Source organism: Marinomonas sp. IMCC 4694 (assembly GCF_008122525.1).
Classification (GTDB): Bacteria; Pseudomonadota; Gammaproteobacteria; order Pseudomonadales; family Marinomonadaceae; genus Marinomonas.
In genome coordinates this window covers 3,429,320-3,454,877 of sequence record NZ_VSRV01000001.1, presented here as the reverse complement: position 1 = coordinate 3,454,877, position 25,558 = coordinate 3,429,320, and the positions used below count along the sequence as shown (strand labels likewise).

22 protein-coding genes and 1 pseudogene are annotated in these 25,558 nt (G+C 46.0%); 10 read left to right on the top strand and 13 right to left on the bottom strand.

What is annotated here, in order from left to right:
* Positions 1–4: 4 nt before the first annotated feature.
* The 3 genes from FXV75_RS15890 to FXV75_RS15880 form a co-directional block, all read right to left on the bottom strand.
* Positions 5–1,180 carry an amino acid ABC transporter permease gene (locus FXV75_RS15890; protein WP_148834957.1) on the bottom strand — a complete coding sequence of 392 codons (1,176 nt, stop codon included), beginning with the start codon at positions 1,178–1,180 and terminating at the stop codon, positions 5–7.
* Positions 1,181–1,286: 106 nt separating this feature from the next.
* Entirely contained in the window at positions 1,287–2,309 is a 1,023-nt protein-coding gene (locus FXV75_RS15885) for an amino acid ABC transporter substrate-binding protein (RefSeq protein ID WP_148834954.1), read from the bottom strand.
* Between the two features lie 483 nt (positions 2,310–2,792).
* Positions 2,793–3,770: an IS5 family transposase gene (locus FXV75_RS15880; protein ID WP_148830718.1), complete on the bottom strand. Its 978-nt coding sequence runs from the start codon at positions 3,768–3,770 to the stop codon at positions 2,793–2,795.
* Positions 3,771–4,080: 310 nt separating this feature from the next.
* Between FXV75_RS15880 and lrp the strand changes: the two genes are divergently transcribed.
* Positions 4,081–4,557 carry a leucine-responsive transcriptional regulator Lrp gene (gene lrp, locus FXV75_RS15875; RefSeq protein ID WP_148834952.1) on the top strand — a complete coding sequence of 159 codons (477 nt, stop codon included), beginning with the start codon at positions 4,081–4,083 and terminating at the stop codon, positions 4,555–4,557.
* A gap of 12 nt (positions 4,558–4,569) precedes the next feature.
* Here the strand turns inward: lrp and FXV75_RS15870 are convergent, their stop codons facing one another.
* From FXV75_RS15870 to FXV75_RS15860, 3 genes are all read right to left on the bottom strand, one after another.
* Complete coding sequence (locus tag FXV75_RS15870) at positions 4,570–5,349, bottom strand: hypothetical protein (RefSeq protein ID WP_148834950.1); 780 nt, start codon at positions 5,347–5,349, stop codon at positions 4,570–4,572.
* A 123-nt stretch (positions 5,350–5,472) separates the two neighbouring features.
* Complete coding sequence (recG, locus tag FXV75_RS15865; protein ID WP_148834948.1) at positions 5,473–7,554, bottom strand: ATP-dependent DNA helicase RecG; 2,082 nt, start codon at positions 7,552–7,554, stop codon at positions 5,473–5,475.
* Positions 7,555–7,614: 60 nt separating this feature from the next.
* Positions 7,615–8,520, bottom strand: coding sequence for a hydrogen peroxide-inducible genes activator (locus tag FXV75_RS15860; RefSeq protein ID WP_148834946.1), 906 nt, complete (start codon positions 8,518–8,520; stop codon positions 7,615–7,617).
* Positions 8,521–8,642: 122 nt separating this feature from the next.
* Between FXV75_RS15860 and FXV75_RS15855 the strand changes: the two genes are divergently transcribed.
* Entirely contained in the window at positions 8,643–9,488 is an 846-nt protein-coding gene (locus FXV75_RS15855) for an NAD-dependent epimerase/dehydratase family protein (protein ID WP_148834944.1), read from the top strand.
* A gap of 71 nt (positions 9,489–9,559) precedes the next feature.
* On the opposite strand, the gene FXV75_RS15850 is transcribed toward FXV75_RS15855, so the two are convergent.
* From FXV75_RS15850 to FXV75_RS15825, 6 genes are all read right to left on the bottom strand, one after another.
* A complete protein-coding gene (locus FXV75_RS15850; RefSeq protein ID WP_072839391.1) occupies positions 9,560–9,946 on the bottom strand; it encodes a RidA family protein in 387 nt (128 codons plus the stop codon).
* A 33-nt stretch (positions 9,947–9,979) separates the two neighbouring features.
* On the bottom strand, positions 9,980–12,097 hold the full coding sequence (locus FXV75_RS15845; protein ID WP_148834942.1) for a RelA/SpoT family protein: 2,118 nt from the start codon (positions 12,095–12,097) through the stop codon (positions 9,980–9,982).
* Between the two features lie 62 nt (positions 12,098–12,159).
* On the bottom strand, positions 12,160–12,384 hold the full coding sequence (gene rpoZ, locus FXV75_RS15840) for a DNA-directed RNA polymerase subunit omega (RefSeq protein WP_012072045.1): 225 nt from the start codon (positions 12,382–12,384) through the stop codon (positions 12,160–12,162).
* Between the two features lie 58 nt (positions 12,385–12,442).
* Positions 12,443–13,066, bottom strand: coding sequence for a guanylate kinase (gene gmk / locus FXV75_RS15835; RefSeq protein ID WP_148834940.1), 624 nt, complete (start codon positions 13,064–13,066; stop codon positions 12,443–12,445).
* A gap of 36 nt (positions 13,067–13,102) precedes the next feature.
* A complete protein-coding gene (locus tag FXV75_RS15830) occupies positions 13,103–13,456 on the bottom strand; it encodes a hypothetical protein (RefSeq protein ID WP_148834938.1) in 354 nt (117 codons plus the stop codon).
* Positions 13,457–13,609: 153 nt separating this feature from the next.
* A complete protein-coding gene (locus FXV75_RS15825; protein WP_148834936.1) occupies positions 13,610–14,227 on the bottom strand; it encodes a LysE family translocator in 618 nt (205 codons plus the stop codon).
* 488 nt (positions 14,228–14,715) lie between these two features.
* Between FXV75_RS15825 and FXV75_RS15820 the strand changes: the two genes are divergently transcribed.
* From FXV75_RS15820 to FXV75_RS15805, 5 genes and pseudogenes are all read left to right on the top strand, one after another.
* On the top strand, positions 14,716–15,159 hold the full coding sequence (locus FXV75_RS15820; protein ID WP_148834934.1) for a two-component system response regulator: 444 nt from the start codon (positions 14,716–14,718) through the stop codon (positions 15,157–15,159).
* A gap of 229 nt (positions 15,160–15,388) precedes the next feature.
* A complete protein-coding gene (locus tag FXV75_RS15815; protein ID WP_148831283.1) occupies positions 15,389–16,387 on the top strand; it encodes an IS110 family transposase in 999 nt (332 codons plus the stop codon).
* Between the two features lie 21 nt (positions 16,388–16,408).
* A pseudogene (locus FXV75_RS16620) lies at positions 16,409–17,221 on the top strand (DUF3369 domain-containing protein); the annotation flags it as partial.
* A gap of 141 nt (positions 17,222–17,362) precedes the next feature.
* Positions 17,363–18,139, top strand: coding sequence for an EAL domain-containing protein (locus FXV75_RS16615; protein ID WP_262368618.1), 777 nt, complete (start codon positions 17,363–17,365; stop codon positions 18,137–18,139).
* The gene (locus tag FXV75_RS15805) at positions 18,136–20,067 is read left to right on the top strand and encodes a sensor histidine kinase (protein ID WP_262368586.1); all 1,932 of its coding nucleotides are present in this window, start codon (positions 18,136–18,138) and stop codon (positions 20,065–20,067) included. Before FXV75_RS16615 ends, FXV75_RS15805 begins: the two co-directional genes overlap by 4 nt.
* Positions 20,068–20,083: 16 nt before the next feature.
* Here the strand turns inward: FXV75_RS15805 and FXV75_RS15800 are convergent, their stop codons facing one another.
* On the bottom strand, positions 20,084–21,301 hold the full coding sequence (locus tag FXV75_RS15800; protein ID WP_187424909.1) for an MFS transporter: 1,218 nt from the start codon (positions 21,299–21,301) through the stop codon (positions 20,084–20,086).
* A gap of 629 nt (positions 21,302–21,930) precedes the next feature.
* Between FXV75_RS15800 and FXV75_RS15795 the strand changes: the two genes are divergently transcribed.
* The 3 genes from FXV75_RS15795 (at position 21,931) to FXV75_RS15785 (ending at position 25,526) form a co-directional block, all read left to right on the top strand.
* On the top strand, positions 21,931–23,292 hold the full coding sequence (locus FXV75_RS15795; RefSeq protein WP_148834928.1) for an ABC transporter substrate-binding protein: 1,362 nt from the start codon (positions 21,931–21,933) through the stop codon (positions 23,290–23,292).
* A gap of 94 nt (positions 23,293–23,386) precedes the next feature.
* Positions 23,387–24,364, top strand: coding sequence for a carbohydrate ABC transporter permease (locus tag FXV75_RS15790; RefSeq protein ID WP_148834926.1), 978 nt, complete (start codon positions 23,387–23,389; stop codon positions 24,362–24,364).
* A gap of 7 nt (positions 24,365–24,371) precedes the next feature.
* Positions 24,372–25,526 (top strand): carbohydrate ABC transporter permease, encoded by a 1,155-nt coding sequence (locus tag FXV75_RS15785; protein WP_262368585.1) that lies wholly within the window; start codon positions 24,372–24,374, stop codon positions 25,524–25,526.
* Positions 25,527–25,558 lie beyond the last annotated feature (32 nt).

Genomic DNA, 25,558 nt, shown 5'->3' with positions numbered 1-25,558 from the left:
CCTCCTAGCGCTCTGTTAAGGACATTTTTTTGTTATACCAGTTCATAAAGACAGAAATAGTCAAACTAAGCGTTCCATAAACGAGCATACACAGACCAATATTTTCGATGGCCTGACCGGTTTGATTGAGCGTAGTGCCCATCACAACCGCTACTAACTCAGGATAAGCAATGGCTGCACCTAGAGAAGAGTTCTTCGCCAAATTAAGAAATTGACTGGTAAGCGGAGGGATAATAACGCGCAGAGCCTGAGGCAAAACAATCAAACGTTGTGTGAGGCTGTCTTTTAGACCCAGCGAACGAGCCGCTTCGGTTTGTCCCCAGTTGACCGACAAGATGCCTGCACGAACGATCTCGGCAATAAACGCACCAGTATAAGTAGACAAAGCGACCAGTACTGCGACGAACTCGGGAGGAAGCACCATCCCGCCTGTCACGTTAAAGCGACTCTTTTGCGGTAAATCGAACTCGATAGGAAAGCCTGACACCACTAATGCCAAAAAGGTAATGACAAAAATAACACCTAAAGAGGTCCAGTAAGCGGGAAACCAAACGCCAGTTCGCGTTTGACGCTTTTTCGCCCACACAATTAAGGCAATGGACGCGACAATCGATAATACAAAACCAGCGATAACCATACCAAATCCGTCTTGAACGATCGGGTTTGGTGAGTAAATGCCACGTTTGTTTAAGAAGAAACCGCCAAATATGAAACTGTTTTTAGGTATGGGTAAGGTTGCAAGCACCGCGAAATACCAGAAAAACATTTGCAACAACAAAGGGATGTTTCGCAGCGTTTCAACATACACAGTCGCTAAGCGCGCTACCAGCCAGTTATTAGATAGACGAGCTAAGCCCATCACAACACCAATAATGGTGGCTAATACGATACCCATAAGGGAAATAACAATCGTATTAATTAAAGCAACAACAAATGCCCGTCCATAGGTGTCGGCTTCAGTGTAGTCAATTAAGTGAATTAAAACGGGAAATCCAGCTGGTTGGTTTAAAAAAGCAAAACCAGTAGAAATACCTTGATTGGCTAGGTTAGCTTGCAAGTTACTAAATAAGTAATAACCCACGAAAACAACCACAGCCAGAAGGATAATTTGAAAAATTAAGGCACGGTTGCCGGCATCGTTCAAAAAGCTTTTATTACTTGAAGTAGTTTTATCGCTCATCTTGTTTCAGGCAATTGAAATGCTCGTCAGATGTGTAAGGGAGGGGAAAAAATTCAGCGGCTCTTTTGAGCCGCTGAATAGATACCCAAGCAGTGTGCTTTAGGTATTAACGTACTGGTGGCGCGTACATAACACCACCTTCAGTCCATAATTTGTTAATACCACGTGGAAGACCTACTGGCGTAGATGGTCCAACGTTACGTTCAAATACTTCGCCGTAGTTACCGACTTGAGCAATGATGTTGTAAGCCCAATCAGCAGAAAGACCAAGTTGCGCACCCATATCACCTTCAGCGCCTAGTAAGCGCTTGATGCCTGGATCATTGGTTTCTTTCTTGATTTGAGCAACGTTTTTAGAAGAAATGCCCATTTCTTCTGCGTTAACTTGAACAAACATCGCCCACGTTACGATGTCTTTCCACTGGTTGTCGCCGTGGCGAACAACAGGACCTAGTGGCTCTTTAGAAATGGTTTCATCCAGGATGATGTGAGCACTTGGATCCGCTAGTTTAGAACGGTGAGCAGCAAGACCAGATTTGTCTGTAGTGAAGACATCACAACGACCAGAAGCATAAGCCGCTAGTGCTTCGTCTGCTTTTTGAACAACAACTGGTACGTAAGACAATTTGTGCTTACGGAAAAAGTCAGCCATGTTCAATTCAGTGGTGGTACCTTGCTCAGTACAAACTGTAGCACCATCAAGATCCATTGCAGATGTCACACCCAGATTTTTACGCGCCATAAAACCTTGACCATCGTAAAAGTTAACTGTGGTGAAGTCTAAGCCTAGAGATGTGTCGCGTGTGTAAGTCCACGTTGTATTACGAGAAAGTACATCGATTTCACCTGATTGCAGTGCCGTGAAACGTTCTTTTGCTGAAAGTGGCGTGAATTTGACTTTTTGCGCATCACCAAAAATTGCGGCAGCAGCAGCACGACAAGCGTCTACATCGATACCAGACCAGTTACCATTTGAGTCCGCGTTAGAGAAGCCTGGAACACCTTGACTTACGCCACATTGAATAAAACCTTTTGCTTGGACATCTTCAAGAGTTGATGCTGCAGCACCTGCGCTGATAGTGGCAGCGATTGCAGCAGTCGTGAATAGTTTACCGACGTTCGATTTCATTATTGAGCCTCCCGGGCATTTTTATATATGTTGTTATCTTACTGGTTTTTTACGCCAAACTTGCTATTTGTAGTCATGTAACAGCAAAGTTAGTGCCAACATTTAATTATTCTTGTTGTGGGTTATATGCAGACGAATCTTCTAAAAGATCATCCCATCCCCCTATAGAATTACTCTTTTGGATAGTAGTCAAGAATAAAGTGTCAACTAGGGTATGTCATTTGATTCATTTTTTACACTTTTTTTGCGCACTAAGGTCACGTAAAAAAAACGAGTTATTCAACGTTGCCATTCTTTAGCCTAGAAAATACAAGGAGAGACCTTTGCATGAGCAGTCGATCTAGCCATATTGCTTGCCAAAGGTCTTTTATAAAAAATTCAATCAACGTCTTTATAGAAAACGGTCAACATCGTTAAAAATCAGTGCTCTTTAACTCATAAAAATGCCCACATAGTCCACTTGGACGGACTTTACTTGCTATCTCAGCATTCTCGTTGGATACGAAACGCCCGTTTTAGGTTGTAAGCCATACAAATTAAACTCACCCTAGCCTGATTGCGAGCCCGTCCTAGATAACGCGCTTTACCTAACCCATAGTGCAATTTCATTATCCCAAAGACATGCTCTACACGGGAACGAATACTGGAAAAATAACGGTTTTGCTTTTCTTGATCCTCGTTAAGAGGTCTATTACGATAAGCTCGATGGATAATGCATTCTTTGACCTTTTTTTGCTTCAATAACCTGCTGTGCTGGGCACTTTTGTACGCACTGTCTGCATACACTTCCCGCTCATGACCAGTGAGTATCGATTCAAATGGAATCGAATCGTGAACATTGCCTGCCGTGAGCATGACTTCTTTGACAAAACCATCCTCATCCACATTTGTATGGGCCTTAAAACCATAGGTGGTTTTACGTTTTCCATCGCTGCTTTGCTTAACGCTATAGCCTGCTTCTGGGTCTTGCGTGTTTTTACCCTCAGCATTCTTACGAGGACGAGCATTCTTCGCTTCTATCACGCTGGCATCTATGATGCTTATCTCACCTTGTTTGATGATCAGACTTTGTTCGGCTAACTGGGCATTGATCTCGGTCATCGCTGCGTCTAGTAATCCGTTTTTCTCTAGCAGATTACGGAAACGCCAAATTGTACTGTGGTCGGGAACGCCTTGATCTAGGCCGACACCGACAAACCGGCGAAATAATAAGTCGCGAGCCAGTGCTTTTTCCAGCGCTGGGTCACTTAGGTTGTGCCATGATTGCAATAACAAAGCTTTAAACATCATCAACGGAGGCCAAGCGCGTTCACCTTTTGTACGGTTGTGAATGTCACAGAATAATCGCTCAATGCAGGACCAATTCAACAAGTCATGAATCTCGTCAAATTCTTCAATAAACCGATTCGATGCTTGCAGCGCATCGGCAAAGCTCTGTTGTTTTAACTCTTTCCACGCCATTTTTTGATTGCTCTTCTTTGCTTTTGGTTATTATCTCATAGGATCGAAGGGGATTATTCGTGCAAAGGTCTCAAGGACTTCAGGGCAAAGTGAAAAGAAACACGCTGTATTTTATAAAGACAATTCTGTGATGTATTGATTCAATTTAGTGCTAAATTTTTTTTTGCATTATTTTGGTGCTGTTCTGCATACAGAGGTACTTTATTTTAATACCCACACGCAATATATTGATTAAAGCACTTTCCATAACCTGTAATCTGCATGGTAGACTGAGCTCTTAATTGATGTCATGTAAGGAGATCCACGCCCGATGGATAACTCAGCAAAACCACTTGATCGGTTAGATAAGAAAATTCTTCGAGAACTGCAGATTAATGGTCGGTTGTCGAATGTGGAACTGGCGAGTCGTGTCGGATTGAGCGCGACGCCCTGTTTGGAGCGAGTTCGTCGTTTAGAGCGTAATGGTTATATTACGGGTTATTGTGCTTTGGTTAATCCTAAAAAAGTAGACGCTGGTTTGCTTGTTTTTGTGGAAATTCGTCTCAAGACGACGTCGCCAGAAGGTTTTAATGAATTTAAAAATGCCGTGACGGAAATTCCTGAGATTCTGGAGTGTCATTTAATTGCAGGCGATTTTGAGTATCTTCTAAAAGCGCGAGTGTCCAATATGGATTCGTATCGGCTGTTACTAGGTGAAACCTTGCTGACCTTGCCTCACGTTAGAGAATCGCGGACTTACGTGGCGATGGAGGAAGTAAAAAACACCACAGTGGTGAGTATTCCTTAATACAAAACAGAGTTAGAGTGATAGGCAATGGATCACTTTAGCCAACATAACCGGCCCCATTCCCTTTACATTAAGGACGGCTTTATCGGAGGGAAAAGGGCGTTCAGCTATCAGTTTTTCAAGCACTTTTTTTGACACCCCTTTCACTTTCAAAAGCTGGTCCACTTTTGACTGATTAATGGCGATATAGCCAGTTGAGCAGCCAGTGGCGTTTTTTTTTACGAGTTCAGGACGGTCCACTGTGGCCACGGATTGCACTTCTTCTTTCGTTTCTATCGCTTTTGTCGTAGCTGGTATTGAGTCAGGTTGTTGCTCGTTAGGTTCAGCGGCTTTGGTCTTAACATCCGTCGGTTCAGCACTAGTCAGTTCAACATCAGTTGGCTCAATATGAGTCAGTTCAGCATCAGTTAGTTCAACATGATAGGGCAAGCTAAAATAAGCGATATCGCAGGCAACATAGTCGTTACCATTCCATTCGCTCAGTTGTAAACATAATTGCCATGAACCGGTAAGTGGTTGTTGGAAAATGAGGTCATAAACACAGTCGACTAGGCAATGCTGGTCGTTTATTTCGCCAATCGTCGTAGAAGCCAGTATAAGCGGCTCTGCGTGCAGATCTCGGGTCAAGGGAAGCGCGCACATTTGCACACGTAACGTACCGCTAAGGCTGTGATTGACTCGATTATTCGCGATTTTTTCTATCGAAATAACAATACGATCGTTCAGAATACGGTAGGCGCAGCCTTGTAGGACGACACCCGAATTGAGAGAGACCTGTAGTTCAGTGTTCATGGCGTTTTCCTTGTTTGCAAATCCATTTAATATGGTGATTCTTGATCAATATTCGATCTCATGCAAGAAAAATACCGTTTTAAACGAGACTAATTTAACGTTATAACCAGGTCGACTGAACCGTTAGACGTTTAAATATTGATCATGGCTGGGCAACCACCGTAACAGCAGTGGCGCGACATTTTCAGGGTATTGGCTGTGCAATCGGGCAGCGGCTTGTTGAACGTCGTCAAGTAGGTGCTTATCACGCTGTAAATCCGCCACTTTGAACGCCCAAATGCCGGTTTGTCTTGTACCGAGCAATTCGCCTGGGCCGCGTAATTCCAAGTCTTTTTCGGCGATTTTAAAGCCATCACTGGTTTCTCGCATGGTCGACAAACGCGCTTTCCCCTGTTGCCCTAGAGGCGCCTTGTACAGCAGTACACAATGGCTGGCGGCTTTTCCTCGCCCTACGCGACCACGTAGTTGGTGCAGTTGTGCTAGGCCAAGACGCTCAGGGTTTTCTATTACCATTAGGCTAGAATTGGGCACATCCACACCGACCTCAATCACGGTGGTGGCGACCAAGAGCTGGATCTCTGCGGCTTTGAATTTCGCCATAATGTCGGCTTTTTCTTGAGATTTAAGGCGGCCGTGTACTAAGCCAATCGATAAGTTTCCAAGTTGTTCTTGCAGCAAAATCGCGGTGTCTTCGGCGGCTTGGCATTGTAATGCCTCGGATTCTTCGATCAGCGTACAGACCCAGTAGGCTTGTTTGCCTTCTTCACAGGCGCTTTTAACCCGATCAATGACTTCTTGACGACGCTGGTCTGACACCACGATGGTATTAACCGGGGTGCGACCAGGCGGCAACTCATCGATAACAGAGCAATCTAAATCGGCATACGCTGACATGGCGAGTGTGCGGGGAATCGGCGTGGCCGTCATAATCAATTGATGCGGCTGAAAGCCGTGTTTCATGCCTTTTTCACGCAATGCCATGCGCTGGTGCACACCAAACCGATGTTGTTCGTCGATCACCGCTAAGGCTAAGCGATCAAATTCGACGCTATCTTGAAATAAAGCATGGGTTCCAACAACGATTTTCGCGTTGCCAGAGGCGATGTCTGTGAGGGCTTTTTCACGCGCTTTACCTTTGATTTTACCAATCATCCACGCGACATGGATTCCCAAAGGTTCGAACCATTGGGTGAAATTATGATAATGCTGCTCAGCGAGAATTTCCGTCGGCGCCATAATGGCAACTTGGTAACCCGCTTGTACGACCGAGGCCGCGGCCAACGCTGCAACCAATGTTTTGCCTGAGCCAACATCGCCTTGCACCAAGCGCAACATCGGTTGGCCAGTTGCCAAGTCATCGAGTATTTCTTCAAAGACACGACGCTGGGCGTTGGTTGGCGAAAAAGGTAACTGAGTAAGAAGTTGCTGGCTTAATTCTCCAGCACAATGAATGTTAACGGCGGCGTCTTGTTTAGCCTTCAGGCGTTTGCCGATTAGCGACAGCTGATGTGCCATGAGTTCTTCGAACGACAGACGGTATTGTGCGGGATGAGCGCCTAAGCGCAGCTGTTCAAGATCCACGTCTCTTGATGGATGATGCAAGAACTGAATGGCGTCACACAGCGGGGGCAGACGGAATTGAGTACGAAGCTCATCGGGTAGCCACTCTTGCAGATTAAAGGGCGTGAGGCGTTCCAGTGCCTGCTCACACAGCTGGCGTATTTTAGTCTGCGTTAGGCCATCGGTCAGTGGATAAATCGGTGTCAGTTGCGCGCTTTCAGGTTGAGTCTCTTCGTCGCCGATCATCTTGTATTCGGGGTGATATATTTCGAACCCCGCACTACCGCGGCGAATTTCACCAAAGCAGCGTAATCGTTTACCCGTTTCTAGCTGTTTTTTTTGTGCCGCAGAGAAGTGGAAAAATCGTAAACACAAGGTTCCCGTAGGATCTTTGATTCGGCATAAAAGACTGCGGCGCTTGCCCATTTTTATTTCGCAACCGGTTACCTGCCCTTCAATAACGGCTTCGTCACCAAAGCGCAATTGGCCGATTGGCACAACACGTGTGCGATCTTGGTAGCGAATCGGCAAGTGAAATAACACGTCTTGTACCGTGTGCAGATGAAGCTTGGCGAGTTTCTCGGCCATGGCATGGCCAACGCCTTTCAGCTCGCGAACGTCTTGAGTGTGTAATCCGTCGATCATACCCGTCTCTACTGTGGCCACTTAAAAGATGAAATTCATAAATCGAATTAATAGGCGTATTTATAGCTTCAAGTGCGTGCAAGCATCACGAATAGACTGGCTTACCGCGTCAATGGCGTTGGGGCGTGGAAAACTGGCTCGCCATGCCAGAGCAACGGTGCGTTTTGGCGCAGGTGCAGTAAAAGGGCGCACTTCTAAAAGGTCATGATCTATGTTGGTGACCGCAGACTTTGGTAACACAGTCACCCCTAAACCAGACGCCACCATGTAACGAATGGTTTCCAGCGAGCTGCCGTTGACGATAGTGCGACCTTCGTTGTATTCCCCTTCATTAATAAGCGGACAGGCTTCTAAAACCTGCTCACTAAAGCAATGTCCTTTGCCTAATAACAGGAGATTATCAGACGACAACTGGTCTGTTTCAATGCTGTTTAATTGAGACCATGGGTGGTTTTTCGGCATCAGTACGACGAATTCTTCTTCGTAAATCGGCTGGGTAACGACATCGGGTTCGCGAAAAGGCAAAGCAATGATAATGGCGTCGAGCTCACCATTGCGCAGTTTAGGGCGTAAATTTTCGGTGAGGTCTTCTTCAATAATCAACGGCATGCCCGAGGTGGCACGGTGCAACGCAGGAATCATAAAAGGAAACAAATACGGCGCGATGGTAAAAATAGCGCCAATTTTTAAAGGGCCTTTTAATTGGTTTTTCCCAGAGGCGGCCAACTCTTTTATGGTATTGGCTTGATCCAGTACCCGCTTGGCCTGCGCAATGATTTGCTCACCTAAAGGAGTGATGTAAACCGAGCTTTTACTGCGTTCAAAAATGGCGGTTCCCAGCTCCTCTTCGAGCTTTTTCACTGCGACACTTAAGGTTGGCTGAGAAACATGGCAGCGATCGGCTGCACGGCCAAAATGCTTTTCATCGGCCAGCATTACGATGTATTTTAATTCTGTTAATGTCATGGCACACCTTAAGTTTTGGTTCATTCATTGTTAATAACTATGATAATACATCATTTGATAAAGTATACTCGTTCTTTCATTCAACGATCGAGAATCTTGTTTAGGTGGTTTGAGGGCAAATAATGGCAAACGTACTCATTGCAGGTTGTGGTGATTTAGGCTCGGGTTTAGCGACGGAGCTGATGGCACAAGGTCATACCGTGACAGGGATCCGGCGAACGCAGACGCACTTTCCTAAGGGTGTTCGCGGGATTACCGGTGATCTTGTTACTATGCAAGATGCTCAATTGCCCGATGTGGGTCTTATTTTTTTAATCATGACGCCACAGGGGCGAACGGAAGCCAGTTATCGTGCCGCGTATTTAGACACCGCTCAGACCTTGATTCGTCGATACGCCTCAAGTACGAAAAAGCCCGCCGTGTTTTTTGTGTCGAGTACCAGTGTGTATGGTCAAAGTGAAGGTGAGTGGGTTGATGAAACCACCGCCGCTCAGCCGGTGTCGGCCACCGCCACAGTATTGCAGGAAGCGGAATGGGCGTTGGCGGAAGCGTTTTCGAGCGTCGCGGTGCGTTGTTCTGGTATTTATGGTCCTGGGCGCTTTCGAATGCTCGAAAAAGTGCTCAGTGAAACCCCATGGGAAGCCAACAGTTGGACGAATCGCGTACATCGCGACGATGTGGTGTCTGCGTTGGTGTTACTGGCCAACTTGGCTTTTTCTGATCAACGTTTACCACAGCAGGTCATCGTGACCGACCAAACGCCGGTGTCCATGTGGGAATTAAAGCTTTGGCTGGCGACCTGTTTGGGTGCTGCTGTCATAACAGGGTCTGGTGAAGGTTTTGTGCCGACGTCGGGCAAGCGTATTCAAGGAGATTACTTGTTATCACAGGGTTGGCAGTTACGTTACCCGAGTTATGTGGCGGGTTATCGCGATGTAATCAAGGCGTTTCAAGCATTGCCTTCTTAGGTGAAAATGAAAACGAAAATGAAAAAAGAGGCCTAAGCCTCTTTTTTTGCAAACATCAAGATAACCCGAAATTAGTCTTCTAGTACCATGATGCCTTCGATTTCTACCTGAACGCCTTTTGGCAGTGCGCGAACGCCCATGGCCGCACGAGCTGGGTAAGGCTGTTTAACGAACTGCATCATTACTTCGTTAACAGTGGCGAAATTACCAAGATCTGTCATGAAAATATTAAATTTCACAACGTTTTCTAAAGAGCCGCCAGCCGCTTCACACACCGCTTGTAGGTTTTTAAAAACCTGCGTGGTTTGTTCAACGATGTCTTCACTGATCACTTCCATGGTTTCAGGTACTAAGGGAATTTGGCCAGACAAATACACTGTGTTGCCAGCGCGAACAGCTTGAGAGTATGGGCCGATAGCGGCCGGCGCGTTTTCAGTGTGAATCACTTGCTTTGACATAAAATATCCTATGAAGAGTAAAAATAGACGAATTTAACGTCCAACAATGGTTTCTCGGGTGACTTTTTCGACACAGCGAACCGCTTTGATACGACGCATTACATCCGCTAAACCAACGCGACTTGAAATAGTAATGCTCAGCCGCAAACGACTAACGCGACCGCGCTCAATGATGTCTAAATTGGAGACTTGAAAGTCGGTATCGCTAATTGAGCTGGCGATTTTGGCCACTGCGCCGCGTTCATTCAGGTAAGTAACGATAAGACTGATGTGCAGTTCTTCTTCAATTTCCTTGCCCCACGCCATATGAATAAAGCGTTCGGGGTTGGACAAATGATCTTGGACATTAGGACAGTTAAGGTGGTGAATCACAATGCCCTTATCGACTTGTACATAGCCAACAATCGGATCGCCTGGTATCGGCGCACAGCATTTGGCATAAGAAATCAGCATGCCTTCTGAACCATTTACCTTAAAAGATTTGGGCGTAATGAGCGTGTTTTCATCGTAATTTGGAAACAATTCACGCGCCACTAAGTACCCTACATGCCGGCCCTTGCCGATGGATTCTAATAAATCGTCTAGCGAGGTAAGCTGGTGGTTGGCGAGTACCTGAGCGACTTGCTCAGTGGTTAAGGCATCAATATGGGTTTTAAACGCATTAAGCGAACGTGTTAGTAAACGGTTGCCAATGGAAATCGCGTTTTCACGTTGTTTGTCTTTTAAATAATGACGGATATTCGTGCGGGCTTTGCCGGTGATCGCAAAACTTAACCATGCCACATTGGGTTGAGCATTTTTGGCGGTGATGATTTCGACGGTTTGACCGCTTTCGAGCTGAGTGCTCAAGGGCGCAAGGCGGCGGTTAATACGACAGGAAATACACGTATTACCAATTTCCGTGTGAACGCCATAGGCAAAGTCGACCGGTGTCGCGCCAGAGGGTAGCTCAATAATTTGGCCGTTCGGTGTAAACACATACACTTCGTCTGGGAACAAATCGCTTTTCACGTTATCCACAAATTCTATGGGATTGCGGGCTTTTTGCTGTATTTCCAACAAACTTTTTACCCATTTTGTCGCGCGATCATGGTTGCTTGGTATGCTCGATGTGCCGTTGACTTTATACGCCCAGTGGGCCGCAATGCCGTTGCTGGCGACGAGGTCCATTTCTTCGGTGCGAATTTGAACTTCCATCGGAATACCATTCGTGCCTAATACCGTAGTATGAAGCGACTGATAACCATTGGATTTGGGAACGGCAATGTAATCTTTAAAGCGACCTTCGATCGGTTTAAACAGGGCATGGATAACGCCCAAAATGCGATAGCAGCTGTCATGGCGATCGGTAACGATGCGCACGCCCATCACGTCCATAATTTCTGACAAAGACCGACGCTTTTTGTCCATCTTTTGATAGATACTGTAAATGTGCTTTTCTCGCACGCTGATACTGGCTTCAATGTAATCGGCGGCCAGTTCTGAGCGAATGGTGTCTTCGAGCTTTTGCGTGTCTTTGATACGCTGCTGACCATACTTTTTATGAATGGCTCTTTGCAGCATGCGCGCCCGCATTGGGTAATAGGCTTGAAAAGCCAGTGATTCTAAATCAACACGAACATTGTACATGCCTAAACGATTGGCAATGGGCGCGTAGATGTCTAGGGTTTCACGAGCAATGCGGCGTTTTTTGTGGGCGGGCATGGCATCTAAAGTGCGCATGTTGTGCAATCGATCCGCCAATTTAACCAAAATAACACGAATGTCATCGGCCATGGCCATGGCCATTTTTTGGAAATTGTGGGCTTGTTTTTCGACTTGGCTATTGAACTCAAGGTGCGTCAGTTTACTCACGCCATCCACTAGGCTTGCGACCCCTTCGCCAAACTGCTCGGTAAGGGCTTCGCGGCTGATGCCGGTGTCTTCAATGACGTCATGCAGCAGCGCGGCCGTTAGGCCATCACAATCCATTCTAAGCTCAGAAAGAATCTCGGCGACAGCGAGGGGGTGGGTGACATAAGGCTCGCCACTTTTACGACGTTGGCCATCGTGGGCTTGTTCGGCGTAATAGTAAGCGCGCTTTACCTTGGCGATTTGCTCGTAAGGTAAATATTGATTCAATGTCAGTGCTAAATCTTCAATGGTATACATCGCTCACCTCACTGCGGTAAAACAGAAGTGCGACAGTTGTGCTATGAGCGACACCATAGACATTAAAACTCGTGCAAGGGACGTTTTTGCTGATCAACGTTTTTGGCATTGATCAAGTTTTCTGCGATTTCACGTAATGCAACAACCGTTACTTTGTCGCCTTCTAAAGGCACTTTTGCGTCTTCGCCGCCAGTAGCAAGTTGACGAGCGCGTTTGGACGCGACCATCACTAGTTCAAAGCGGTTATCTACGTTTTCTAAACAATCTTCTACGGTAACTCGAGCCATTTTGACCTCTGTGATCGGTTATCAATTTTTACCAAGGTTAATTCTACTTAACGGCTTCTCACAATGACAAGAGATCATTTATAAGATTGCCATGTTTTTCCTGCATAACCGGTGTTTTTGAACGCATTGCGCTAAAAATCGCCGACATGTGTGACAGGGCGGCGTCAAAATCGTCGTTAACAATAACAAAATCGTATTCATGGTAGTGCGACATCTCACTTACGGCTTTTGCCATACGACGCTCAATGACCTCTTTCGAGTCGGTTGCGCGTGTCGTTAAGCGTTCTTCTAAGGCGTGTAAAGACGGCGGTAAAATGAACACGCCAATGGCCTCTGGATAGAGTTGGCGGATTTGTCGTGCGCCTTGCCAGTCTATTTCTAAAATAACATCCAGACCTTGTTCCAATTGCCCAAAGATCGACTCTTTGGAGGTACCGTAATAATGATCAAACACTTGAGCATGCTCAAAAAAAGCGTCTTCAGCGATCATGTCCAAAAAGAATTCATCGTCCACAAAATAGTACTCTCGGCCATGCTCTTCGCCCGCTCTTGGGGCTCGAGTCGTATGAGATATGGAGATTCTGACTTGCTCATCCACGCCGAGTAGTGCTTTGTAAAGCGTCGATTTACCAGCCCCAGAAGGGGCTGATAAGATAAATAAATTGCCTTTGTGTTTATACATAAGGGTGTTTAATCCGCTATTTAATGTCTACTTTAATTAATCTGTAAACCCACGTAGCTGTGAGTTGAGTTGCCAACGTAGCAGTTCAGGAAGTGCTTTTTGGCGAGCTTGCTGTTGTTCAACGGGTATCGCACTGTCATTGTCGGTGCGCAGTCCGTCTGCGCTTTCCCAAGGATAAAACGCCACTTTACCGCTCATCGGGTAAGCGCCATGTTTATCGATCCATAAAGACACATTGTAGCCAAATGCACGGTTTTCATCATCCACTGGGGCCAGCATGTTACGCCCTGCGAGGGCATGATAATAGGCATCAGATAAACTGAAGTGATACAAGGTTGGGAAAATATCCTTGTGTGAGCCGACACGAGTTGGATCATAAGTCCAAGGCACATTCGCTAATACTTCACGGGGAATGTGTAAATAAAAGGGCACGGCGCGATTATAGCACTGAATATCAGTGGAAAAATGCGTTTTGACACGTGAAAAACGAGGCCATAACAACCGCGAAGGGTAACCGTATTGTAAGCTGAGTTTAGGTTGGTCTTATGACACCGTGGTCACAATATAAGCAGCTAATAGAATCAACACCAAGCCGGATAATCGATCAATGATCACCGCATTGTGCCTGAGTTTGTCGAGTAAGCGAGGGTTAGATAGCAAAACCGTAATCAAGGTGTACCATAACCCATCGACGAGAAAAGGCGTAGCGACCATCATCACCTTTCCGCTCATATCATGTATGGTAGCGACAAAGGGACTGAATAAAGCGGCAAAGAACAGCGCAATTTTAGGGCTGAGAATCGAGATCAAAAAACCTTCTTTGGCGGCTTGAAACACATTGACCGCTTTACCCGACGTCATTTTCTCGGCAATGCCACTTTTTGAGCGCAGCGCGCTGATGCCAAGGTAAGCCAAATACACGGCCCCAGCGTAACTGATGGCCTTAAACAGCAACGGCAGTTGATGAAACACCACCGCAAGACCGAGTAACGATACCAAGGCGTACAGCCCAATGCCTGCGGCATGCGCCCATGAAGTCGCTAAACCATTTGTTCGACCCCCCGCCAAGCTGTGCTTCAATACGATGGCGAGACTTGGGCCTGGCGACATAGCGCCGAGCAGACAAACAGTGAACAGTGAAAACCAAAGCGACAACGTCATTTTTAAACTCCCTAGAAGAGAAGAAAGATTAACAGGCGCTCGTCATTAAATGAAATCATCATTTGAGGCGTTAATAAATGAACGTGCGAAAAATCTAGGGGTTTTAAAGTCGATCACCCCCGCCTTCTTAATTGAATGTGTTGATCGTGATCTTTAATCGTGATCTTTAATCGTGATATTGCCATTATTTAATCTGTTTCTTTTAACTGGTTTTCGTGTTTTCCGAGAATACACGTTTCGAGAATGACGAGGGCTTTATTTTTTTTGCTTTTGGTTATTATCCCATCGGATCAAAGAGGTGATTCGTGCAACGGTCTCAGTAGGGTACTGTCGTACGATTTCAGGCCCTATTTAGCAACGTATGCAGCGTTTTTTTAAAGCGGAATAGGCATAACGAGACTACACTCTAAACGAGACTGATTGATTACATACTGGTTCGCTGTGAGCGCGCGGCTCAAGTACTAGGAAGGTCGATAAAAGGGGATGCAATGGACAGACTGTTAGGGAAAAAACAACATTGTAAAGTGTTATCGGTAGAAGATGACCCTGACTACCAAGCGGCATTGATGAATGGTCTGAGTGTCCTCAATTACGATGATAAGCAGATGATATTTTTGACGACTTCTTCGGCTCATGAGGCGCTGGCTATTATTATTGAACATCCTGATATATCCATTGTGTTTCTTGATGTGGTGATGGAAACGGATCAGGCTGGTTTACACCTTATTCGCGCCATTCGTGAGGATCTCGGTCATAAGCTGATGCGAATTGTGTTGTTGACAGGTCAGCCGGGTATGGCCCCTGTTAATGATTTGATTGCCCAATATGACATTGACGATTACTGGTGTAAATCGGACCTAACACAGGCGCATTTGCAAACGATCGTTCTGAGCAATTTACGCACGTGGGCACATCTTTCCGACCTTGTATGATGATCTTAATGGCTATTGAGGTGTATTCTTTAGTTATTATCGGGAGGCCGTGCCGACCTTGAGGCAGTTTACTGACCTCGTTTGTAGAGTGGCCCCCGCCTCATTTACTCATCTCGAAGAGTATCAAGAAGCACCCAAAGGTGACTTCGTATTACAAGGTTGAGTGGTAAAAAGTACGAGGTCAGGGACCGGTAATTATTATCTAACTAAATTAACGAGTACGCAAACCATGAGTACATTTGTAGGTATTGATATCGCGGCAAAAACCGTTGATCTTGTCGTACGTCAGAATGATAAAAATAGTTCCGTAAAAACGTTTCAACAAACACCTGGCGGTAGAGCAACACTGATCGAATTCTTACAAAAGCATCATCCGAAATTGATCGTAATGGAGGCCACAGGGATCTATTATTTAGATTTAGCCGTTGCCCTTCATGATGCCAAAATATCTATTAGTGTGATTAATCCCAAGAGCTTTAATCACTTTGCTCAGATGAAGTTAGCGCACAGTAAAACAGATAGTATTGACGCTGCCTTGCTGGCGGAATATGCACAACGCATGACACCTGAAAAGTGGACACCTCCTCATAAAGACAAACTAAAATTACGAGATATATCAAGACAAATCAATCGTTTAACAGGTGACTGTACTAAAGCAAAAAACCGCTTACATGCCATGACATCTTATGAAGGAACGTCTTGCGTAGTTATTCTTGATGAGCAAGAGGGTATTGCATCTTTAGAAAATCGTATTCAGCGTTTGCGTACGGCTGCTCTAGAAATGATTAAAAGCGATGCTGAAATAGTGCAGCAATTTAATAATATTCTAGCGGCTAAGGGCATTGGAGAAGTCTCGGCTATTGCCATGCTAGGAGAGCTGATTATTTTACCAGAAACACTTAAGGCCAATCAGGTGAGTCGATACGCTGGTTTAGATGTACGGCTTAACCAATCTGGTAGCAGCCTCAACCGTCCAGGCAGGCTGAGTAAAGCGGGTAACACTTATCTACGCTGTGCGCTATTTATGCCAGCGATGTCAGCTGTTCGTCATGACCCAAACGCAAAGGCGTTTTACCAAGCGTTAATCGCGCGAGGTAAGAAAAAGATCCAAGCTATGTGTGCCGTAATGCGCAAAATGCTGACTGGAGTCTGGGCGTGTTTTAAATCAAACACGCCTTTTGATTCATCAAAATTATTCAGTGAGGAACATAAAAAAGCTTGCGCTTAAACAGAGTATCTACAAGAGGCTCGTAATGGCATGCGATCGTTGCTGAGTGCCAGTCAGCGCCTGACCTCTAAAAGCGCGCTTTCCGACTATTCTTATGCCGTTTTAGACGAAATTAGTCGCATTTTTAAAACCAAAAGTGGGGGGGTAGTCTGTGCCTTTTATGCCGACGATGTGGGTTTTTCTAAAGCACTGATTATTGCTGGCAGCGGTGATTTTGCGTCTTGTGTGAATCGACGCCTTGTGTCTGTTATCGAAAATTCGGCGTTAACATCCGCCATGACGCTGGCCATTGAGCAGCAAAATCATGTGTTATTGGATGAGTTTTTTGTGCTGTATTTTTCGAATAATGAACTGGAAGGTGAGGGGTACCTGGTTGTGATGACGCTAGATCATGCGCTCACAACAGATGGCGCCAGTATGTTGCACGTTTTGTGTGAACACATCCGTTCTGGCTATCGCAATGTGACATTATACGGCAAATTAACCGAATTGGCTTACATTGATCCGGTGCTGGGTGTTCATAACAAAAACTGGCTGGTTCGTGACATTCGCAATATGTCTCATGATGAACAGAGAAAAACCCTTTTATTGATGTGTTATGTTGAAGACCTGGCTTATACCGAATCCGTGTTGGGGACTAAGTATTGCGACCAGTTAACCTTGTCATTACTGGATCACCTCAATACCTGCTTTCAAAAAACGCCGAATGTCGCGTTACTCGAAAGAGACACTTTTATGGTGTTAATCCGTGATGAGCCGGGGCATAACGAGCAAACATTGGAGCGAGTTATTCACACCAGTATTGATGTAGAAAGCGCGACACAGTCTTTGGATTTGACGGTTAGCTTGGTGAATTTTTCTGATTTTCCTTCTTACAGTGCTGAGCAATTAGTGAATGTGGGAAAAAGTACCTTAGAAAGAGCGAAGTACGACGGTGTGTCTTTTTTGGCTTTTTCAGACACACTGGCGTCCGATATGTTTGGGCGCTATGAGTTGCTGAAAGATTTACGTCATGCGATTTTAAACGCGGAAATTGTGGCGTACTTTCAGCCTAAAATGAATCTTAAGAACACTACCTTAATCGGTTTTGAGGCGCTGGCGCGGTGGGTCTACAAAGACGGGACGTTTGTCTCCCCAGATCAGTTTATACCCCTAGCGGAAAGCAGTGGCTTGATCGATAAGTTAGATCAGCAAATGTTGCGTCAATCTTGCCAAGCGATTAATGCGCTTAAAAAAATCGGTATTCAGGTGCCTATTTCCGTCAATGTGGCAGGCAATGAAATTGTTCGACCCGATTACTTCGATCGTTTTAAAGCGGTCTTAGCGCAAGAGGGGGTGCCCTACGACATGATCGAACTGGAGATTACCGAATCTCAATTCATTGAAGAAAAAAGCAGTATCAATAAGCATCTCTCTCTTTTGAAAACACTGGGTGTGCGAATCAATATAGACGACTTCGGAACGGGGTATTCCTCGTTAGCCTACTTGTCGACATTGTCCGTGTCGACCTTGAAAATTGACCACAGTTTTGTTTGGCGAATGGACGAGTCAGAGCAAGATTGGAAGATCTTGCAGATGATTATCGGTCTAGGCAACAGCTTGGGTCTCAGTGTGATTTCTGAGGGGGTTGAAACCGAGCGCCAAAAAGCACAGCTGCTAGCATTGGGCTGTGAAAGCGGGCAGGGGTATTTGTTTTCTGGCGCGATGACGTTACAGGATACGATCAACTGGGTTCAATCGGACATACAATGATTATGGCATATCGACGCACTCTTTTTACGCGTAAAAAAACACTCTTGCTGACCTGTTTGCCAGGTATTTTTCTCTTTATTGTGGCGTTAAGCTGGGGAAGTTACCGATTTTTTTGGGACAATAAAGTCAGCCAGTTAACCTGGAATGAATCTGAGATCCTGTCACGCAGCGCGAGCACATTCAGCCGTGAAATGGGCCATATTAAACGCGTAACTTTATTGCTTCGTAACAGCATCAATGCGCGGCTTACCCCCGACAATTTTGTCAATCATGGTGTGCCGCCTCCTATCGGTTGGGAAGAGCGAGTGGTGGCGGAATTTAGTCGTTTTGCACAGACCTCGGACTTAATTTCGCAAGTACGTTGGATTACATTAGAAGGACAGGAGTTGATTCGCATCAATGCCCAAGCGGGTGTTATTACTCGTGTTTCCGAGGACCAGCTGCAAGATAAGTCCGATCGTCATTATGTGAAAAATGTCCCTGACGGCAGCGGCCACCAAGTCTATGTTTCCTCCATGGATGTAAACGTTGAGAACAAGGTCGTTGTTCGACCACTTCAGCCGACCGTTCGAGGTGTGGTTCGAATAGAGGGCGTCATACCTGGTTTATTGGTAGTGAACTACGATCTAACTAAGTTGTTTGATACGATCCGTTCTATTCGCTCCGATAGCGCGTATCTGGAAATATTGGACGCCGACGGGCATTGGGTGATGGCCGCCGACAGGCAACTAGAATGGGGAGGGATATTGCACCCAGATGACACGTATTTTAACGTGAAAACGCATTCCCCTGATATTTGGCAAGAAATGAACGCGCAAAATGAGGTGCCTCGAACGTTTAATGATCGTCGCCTCTGGAGCCTCTTAACGCTCTATATCGATGATGAAATGGTCTCTCAACAGAGTCCGATGTCTGCGCTGTATTTTGTTGCCCAGTCGCATTCTGACGAATTAACGTCTTGGCGAGCGATGCTGATTATGGGCATTGTTGGCTGTGCGGTTGCGAGCTTTTCCCTATTGGCATGGTTAGTCTGTCGCCAGGCGACAGCGCAGTTTGAAACGTACCGATTATTGGTGTTGGTGCAACAAGAAAAAAATCACGTCGAGCAAGTTAACGATCGATTAAATACCGCTAACCAACGTCTTACTGATTTGCAAGACGAGTTAGTTGAAGCCAGTAAATTGTCTTCCTTGGGGCTGATGTTGGCGGGCTTAGCACATGAAATGTACACGCCATTGGGTGGTGCAAGAATGGCTATTTCGTCAAGTCAGGCATGGTTAGACAAAGAGGGCCGTCACCTTTCCATAGCGAACAGAGCCGGGATGGAGAATTCGTTAATCATTGCAGAGAAAAACCTGGTTAGGGCATTCGATGTGGTCTCAAACTTCAAGCGGATTGTGTCCGACAGAACGGCGCAAGAGGGCCAGCATTTTAACCTCCACGACGTTGTCCGCGACCTTGTCTTTACCTATGAACCCATCCTTAAAAAGCGCCCAACGATTTCCATTGATAATCAATGCGTCGAAAATATCTCTGTGTTTGGCTACCCAGGAGCGCTGTCGCAAGTCATTCAAAATCTTGTGGATAATGCCTTGGATCATGCGTTTCAAGCCTCTGATCAGGGGGTGATTACCGTAACGGCAAAGCAAGACGATGATGCTCTCATCTTGACGATCAGCGACAATGGGCGAGGCCTGTCACCAGGCATTAAAATGCACCTATTTGAGCCATTCACAACAACAGGACGAATCAATCAGCATACAGGGCTAGGCCTTCATTTGGTCAGCCAGTGGGTGAATATACTGATGAACGGACGCATCGACGTTGAGTCTAAAGAAGGCGTTGGTACCGCATTCACCGTGACGATTCCACTGAACAGTGAGGTCGATAATGTGGACCTCACTGCATCCGTAATGACAATAAAATGACGTCAAAAAAGGTTGTCTAAGAGGCCGATTTTGGGCTTGCGAACCAACCTAATACGATCCAGATGGCGCTTATTCCAATCAGAAGGGATAAAGGCACTTGCCACGATTGCTGCCAATCATACAGTGTGCCGATGACCACGGGGCCGATGGCCGCTAAGGTGTAGCCGATCAGCTGTGCCATGCCAGACAAGGCCGCGGCGTGTTTTGGGCTATGGGTTCGCATTCCCACGAAGGACAATCCCAGAATAAACGACATGCTGGTGCCAAAACCAAATGAGACACACCACAGCACCGACAGACTGGGGGCCAATAAAAACCCCGACAGGCTGAGCGTGGTTAAGCCTGTCGCCCATACGCAAAGGCGTCGGTGGCTGCCTAAGCGCTGAATAAAAGGCGCCAGCAACAAAGACGGTAAAGCGCCAGCCAATTGCAAATAACCGAGATATAAGCCAGCGGTGGAGTCTAGGTAACCGCTGTTTAATAGAATCGCCGGTACCCAGGCCACGACGGTGTAGTTGAGCAGCGAATTGACCGCCAAAAAGCCGGTTACTTGCCAAGCGGTGACGGAGCGCCACACAGAGAACGTTGCCGTGGCATGGCTGGGCTGCTGTTCTTGATGGGGGCGTATTTTACCGCTTAGCCATACGGCCAACGGAAGCAGAATAAACAACGCTTGGCAGGCTAGGGCAAACGACCACCCTCTCACAGGTGTGTCGGCAAAAGGAAGCGTCAGCGGTGTGTGTTCGGCAAATTGACTCAATGGCACCGCTAAGCTGGCCATTAAAAAGCCGCCCATGCTCATCATCAAAACATACACCGCCGTTAGCTGAATAAGGTGCTCAGGGAACTCACGCTTGAGCAAACTGGGCAGTAACACATTTCCAATGGCGATGCCGGCACCAATAAAGATCGCGCCAATGTATAAGCCACTCGCTGAGCCAGATGTTCGAATGAGCATGCCAAAAGCAATACAGCCTACGCCCGCCACCATAATACTTTCAATGCGAAAATACCGCGTTAGCCAAGAGGTGACAGGGGCAAAAAAAGCAAACGCCAACAAGGGCAAGCTGGTTAACAAACCAACCTGTAAGCTGCTTAATGCCAGATCCATGCTGATCCTGTCCAGCAGCGGTGGTAAACCAGTCACGGGGCCGCGTAAGCTCAGCGCCACGAGGAAAATAAACAGCAGCAAATAGGCGGCATTATGTTGTGTTAAGCGTTTTAATCGTTTCATGGTGTCCAAGGTGAATAAGAGGTGCGTTAATAAGGTCGGTTGATTCTTTATGATAAGCCCTGTTCTGCCTGTTGAATTAAGAGGTTTGGACAATATATTGCGAAATACAGACAAAGTGTCATCTGATCCATTAATGAAGATAGGGGGAGGTGGTTAATAACTTAAAGGTTTAAGTTCATTGGAGGGTTCGTCCTACTATGATTGTGATGGACGCGTATTTAGAGTGTCAAGCTTCTGCAGCATGAGTGGCTGAAAGCGCATTTCACAGACGGTAGGTCTTCCGCTTTTTGGGCGTCATTTCGTCATATTTACGTTAGGTAACGCCGATTTACAGACGCTTACATAAACGGGTCAGTGGCAAGGTTTGTCAGATTTCTTGTTAGGTAACTTCAATTAAGCCTCTTTACTTGTGTTTTCAGCGATGATCGCGTTTTTTTTTCTTTTTCGACGAAAATAAATAGGCCGCAAAGTTATGGCGAATCGCGTTCTTTTTTAGGTGAGCACAGCTAATATTTAAGGTGAAATTAAGTATCGCAAAATGCTTTTTTTTTGCTAGATTATTATTATCTGAATTGATTAAGTTCTGGTAAGCAAAAAAAAGTAATATTTGATAACTCCTGGAGATAATAATGACAATAAAAAATAAAGTGAGTATTTCAGCAGCGATGTTGGGATTGGCGGCGACACCTGCTTTCGCAGCGGGTTTGATGTATCCAATAGGCGAAGGTGCCTTCAGTTGGGATGCTTACAAAGTCTTCGCAGCGGCGAATAATTTTCCTGGCGAAACCATCAACGTTACCGGTGCAACCACGGGCAATGATGCTGAGCGCTACCGTAATCTGTATGCTTATTTTGCTCAAGCAACCGGGTCAACCGTTAAGTATTCTGGCTCTGAAAGTTTTGAGCAAGATATCGTTATTGCCTCTAAAGCCGGCGGTTTGCCAGATGTAGCGGCTTTCCCACAACCAGGTTTGGCGAAAGACTTAGCTCGCGCTGGTTTCATTCAACCGTTGAACGCTAAACAAGACGCACGTATCCGTAATGATTTTGCAGCGGGCTCTTCATGGGCTGACTTGGGTACATTTGACAACGGCCAAGGTGGAAAATCTTTGTTTGGTGTGTTCTTTGGTACTGATGTGAAATCTTTGGTTTGGTATTCTCCAGAGCAGTTTGAAGAAGGCGGCTACGAGATTCCTCAAACACAAGAAGAATTGATGGCACTCAGCAAACAAATCGTCGCTGACGGTGGTACGCCTTGGTGTATCGGTTTGGGTTCCGGTGCGGCAACAGGCTGGCCTGCAACTGACTGGGTAGAAGATATGATGCTTCGTACCGTTTCCGTTGAAGAGTACGATCAATGGGTTGCGAACGACATGAAGTTCAACGATCCACGCGTCATCAATGCAATGAAAAAATACGGCGAATATGCTTTGACTCCAGGCTTTACTGTTGGTGGTCCTGAAGCGGTTGCGTCTATCGATTTCCGTGATAGCCCAGATGGTTTGTTCGAATTGCCACCAAAATGCTACATGCATCGTCAAGCGTCTTTTATTCCAATTTTCTTCCCTGAAGGTGTTGAAATGGGTACAGATGCAGATTTCTTCTACTTCCCACCATTTGAAGCCAATTCAAATCTAGGTCGTCCAGTATTGGGCTCCGGTGGTCTAGTGTCCGCGTTTAATAATCGTGATATCACCAGTGCGTTTATCGACTTCCTACAGACGCCGATTGCACACGAAATCATGATGGCTCAAGGTCAGTTCCTAACGCCTCATAAAGATGCGAACCTTGATATTTACACTAGCAATACTCAGCGTCAGCTTGGTGAAATTTTAACCACAGCAACTAGTTTCCGTTTTGATGGTTCTGACCTAATGCCAGGTGAGATCGGTACAAACGCATTCTGGACTGGTATGGTTGATTACACTACCGGTGCCGATGCTAAAAAAGTGGCCGATGACATTCAAAAACGCTGGGACAGCATCCAGTAAGCCATTCTAGATTAAGAGCCGATCCCATTGGGTCGGCTTCCTTTCTTAATATGCTCGGTGCAAATTGAGCTGTTTCCTATCTAGGAGAGACAATATGAGTCCAATGGTTCAGGGATTAGTAACAATCGTTCTCGGAGTTGGCGGCTGTGTCGGATATTTTTTCCTCTCAAACTTACTTCTCGATAAAGTTTTTTTCCCCGCTAGAGGAGAAAATATTTCACGCAACATCAATAGAGCCGCACGTATTCGTCCATGGCTTTTTCTGTTGCCAACCGCGTTACTCTTAACTGTTTATTTGTTGTACCCGGTTGTGGGGTCATTTTATCGCTCGTTGTTTAACCGCGATGGCGATGTGTTTATCGGCTTTGATAATTACACTACTTTCTTTGGTGCGGCCGATTTCCAAACGGCATTTTTAAATAACGCTATGTGGGCGTTGGTTGTGCCAGCACTATCGACTTTTTTAGGTCTAGTCATTGCTCAGTTAACCGATCACTTGAAGTGGGGCAATATTGCTAAGTCGATTATCTTTATGCCGATGGCGATTTCGTTTGTTGGTGCATCGTTGATTTGGAAATTTGTTTACGCCAATGACGCGGATATCGGTTTGATTAATGCAGTGCGTGATTCTTTCGGTCTGGAAGCGATTGATGTTTTGCAAATTCCATTTTGGAACAACCTTTTCTTAATGATCATTTTGGTATGGGTACAAACTGGTTTTGCTATGGTGATTTTATCGGCTGCATTGCGCGGTATTCCCGATGAAACCATTGAAGCGGCTATTATTGATGGCGCTAACCCTTTTCAAGTGTTCTTTAAAATTCAAATACCACAAATTACCAGCACCATAGTCGTGGTATGGACCACCATTACCATTCTGGTTTTGAAGGTCTTCGATATTGTGTATGCAATGACAGGCGGAAACTTTGATACGCAAATCCTACCCAGTTATATGATGCAATTTATGTTCCGTGATGATGGGCGGGCAACGGCTGTGGCGGTTGTCATTATGATTATTGTATCGCCTGTAATGATTCAAAACGTACGCCAAGCGCGTCGTGAGATGAACTGAGGAATAAATGATGGATAGTATTGCAGGCAAAAAATCGGCCCTCACATGGGCGACTCGTATTACCGTATTGGTCTTGGTTATTCTTTGGTTGGTACCGACAATCGGCTTATTGGTGTCGTCCTTTCGAGATAAAGACCAGATTTCAGCGACGGGCTGGTGGCTTTCGCCGTTTGCGGTTGAACAAGGCTTTCGAGCACGCACATCGGTCGATTCAGTGATCAAAGAGGGCACCTTGTTCGTATCAACAGGAAATCTGTTTGAAGACGAGGAGGTGATCCAAAAACTGGAGGATCAACGCCCACCCATTAGTGCATTTGGAGTCACGGGTCGAGAGCCAGGGGCCTACACTGTAGGGCAAATGGTCGACCTTGGAAAAGGCGAAAGACTGCAAGTGAATGCGGATGGTACGTATCGTTATTCAGCCACCACACAGTCGAAACGCGGTCAGCGGGTGTATTTTATTGCTAAGATGCCACCGGACTTTTCTTTTGATAACTACCTAACGGTACTAAAAGCTGACAATATGTCGGTGGCCTTTATTAACACTCTCACGGTCACGATTCCTGCGACCATTATTCCGATTCTTATGGCGGCTTTTGCGGCCTATGCTTTGGCGTGGATGGACTTTAAAGGGCGTGCCTTAATGTTGGCGGGTATTGTAGCGGCGTTGGTGGTGCCCTTGCAGTTGGCACTGGTTCCCGCGCTGCAGCTGCATAATGCCTTGGGGATTGGGCAAAGCTTCTTAGGCATTTGGTTGGCACACTGTGCGTTTGGGCAACCCTTGGCGGTGTATTTATTGCGTAATTACATGATAGGTCTACCTAGGGACATTATTGAGTCGGCGCGTGTCGACGGTGCAACGGACTTTCAAGTCTTTGTGAAAATTGTGCTGCCACTATCATTTCCAGCGCTGGCATCGTTCGCTATTTTCCAATTTCTTTGGACATGGAATGATTTGTTAGTGGCCAAAGTCTTTTTGCCCTCTGCGGATGAGGCCAAAGTCATGACGGTTAAAATTGCCGATGATTTATTGGGTTCTCGTGGAGGCGATTGGGGTATTTTGGCAACCGCCGCGTTTGTCTCGATTTCTGTACCTCTCGTGGTTTTCTTCACGCTGCAACGCTACCTTGTTCGTGGTTTGCTGGCTGGGTCCGTGAAATAAGTCTACCAACAATAAAAAGCCGTTTGGCGACA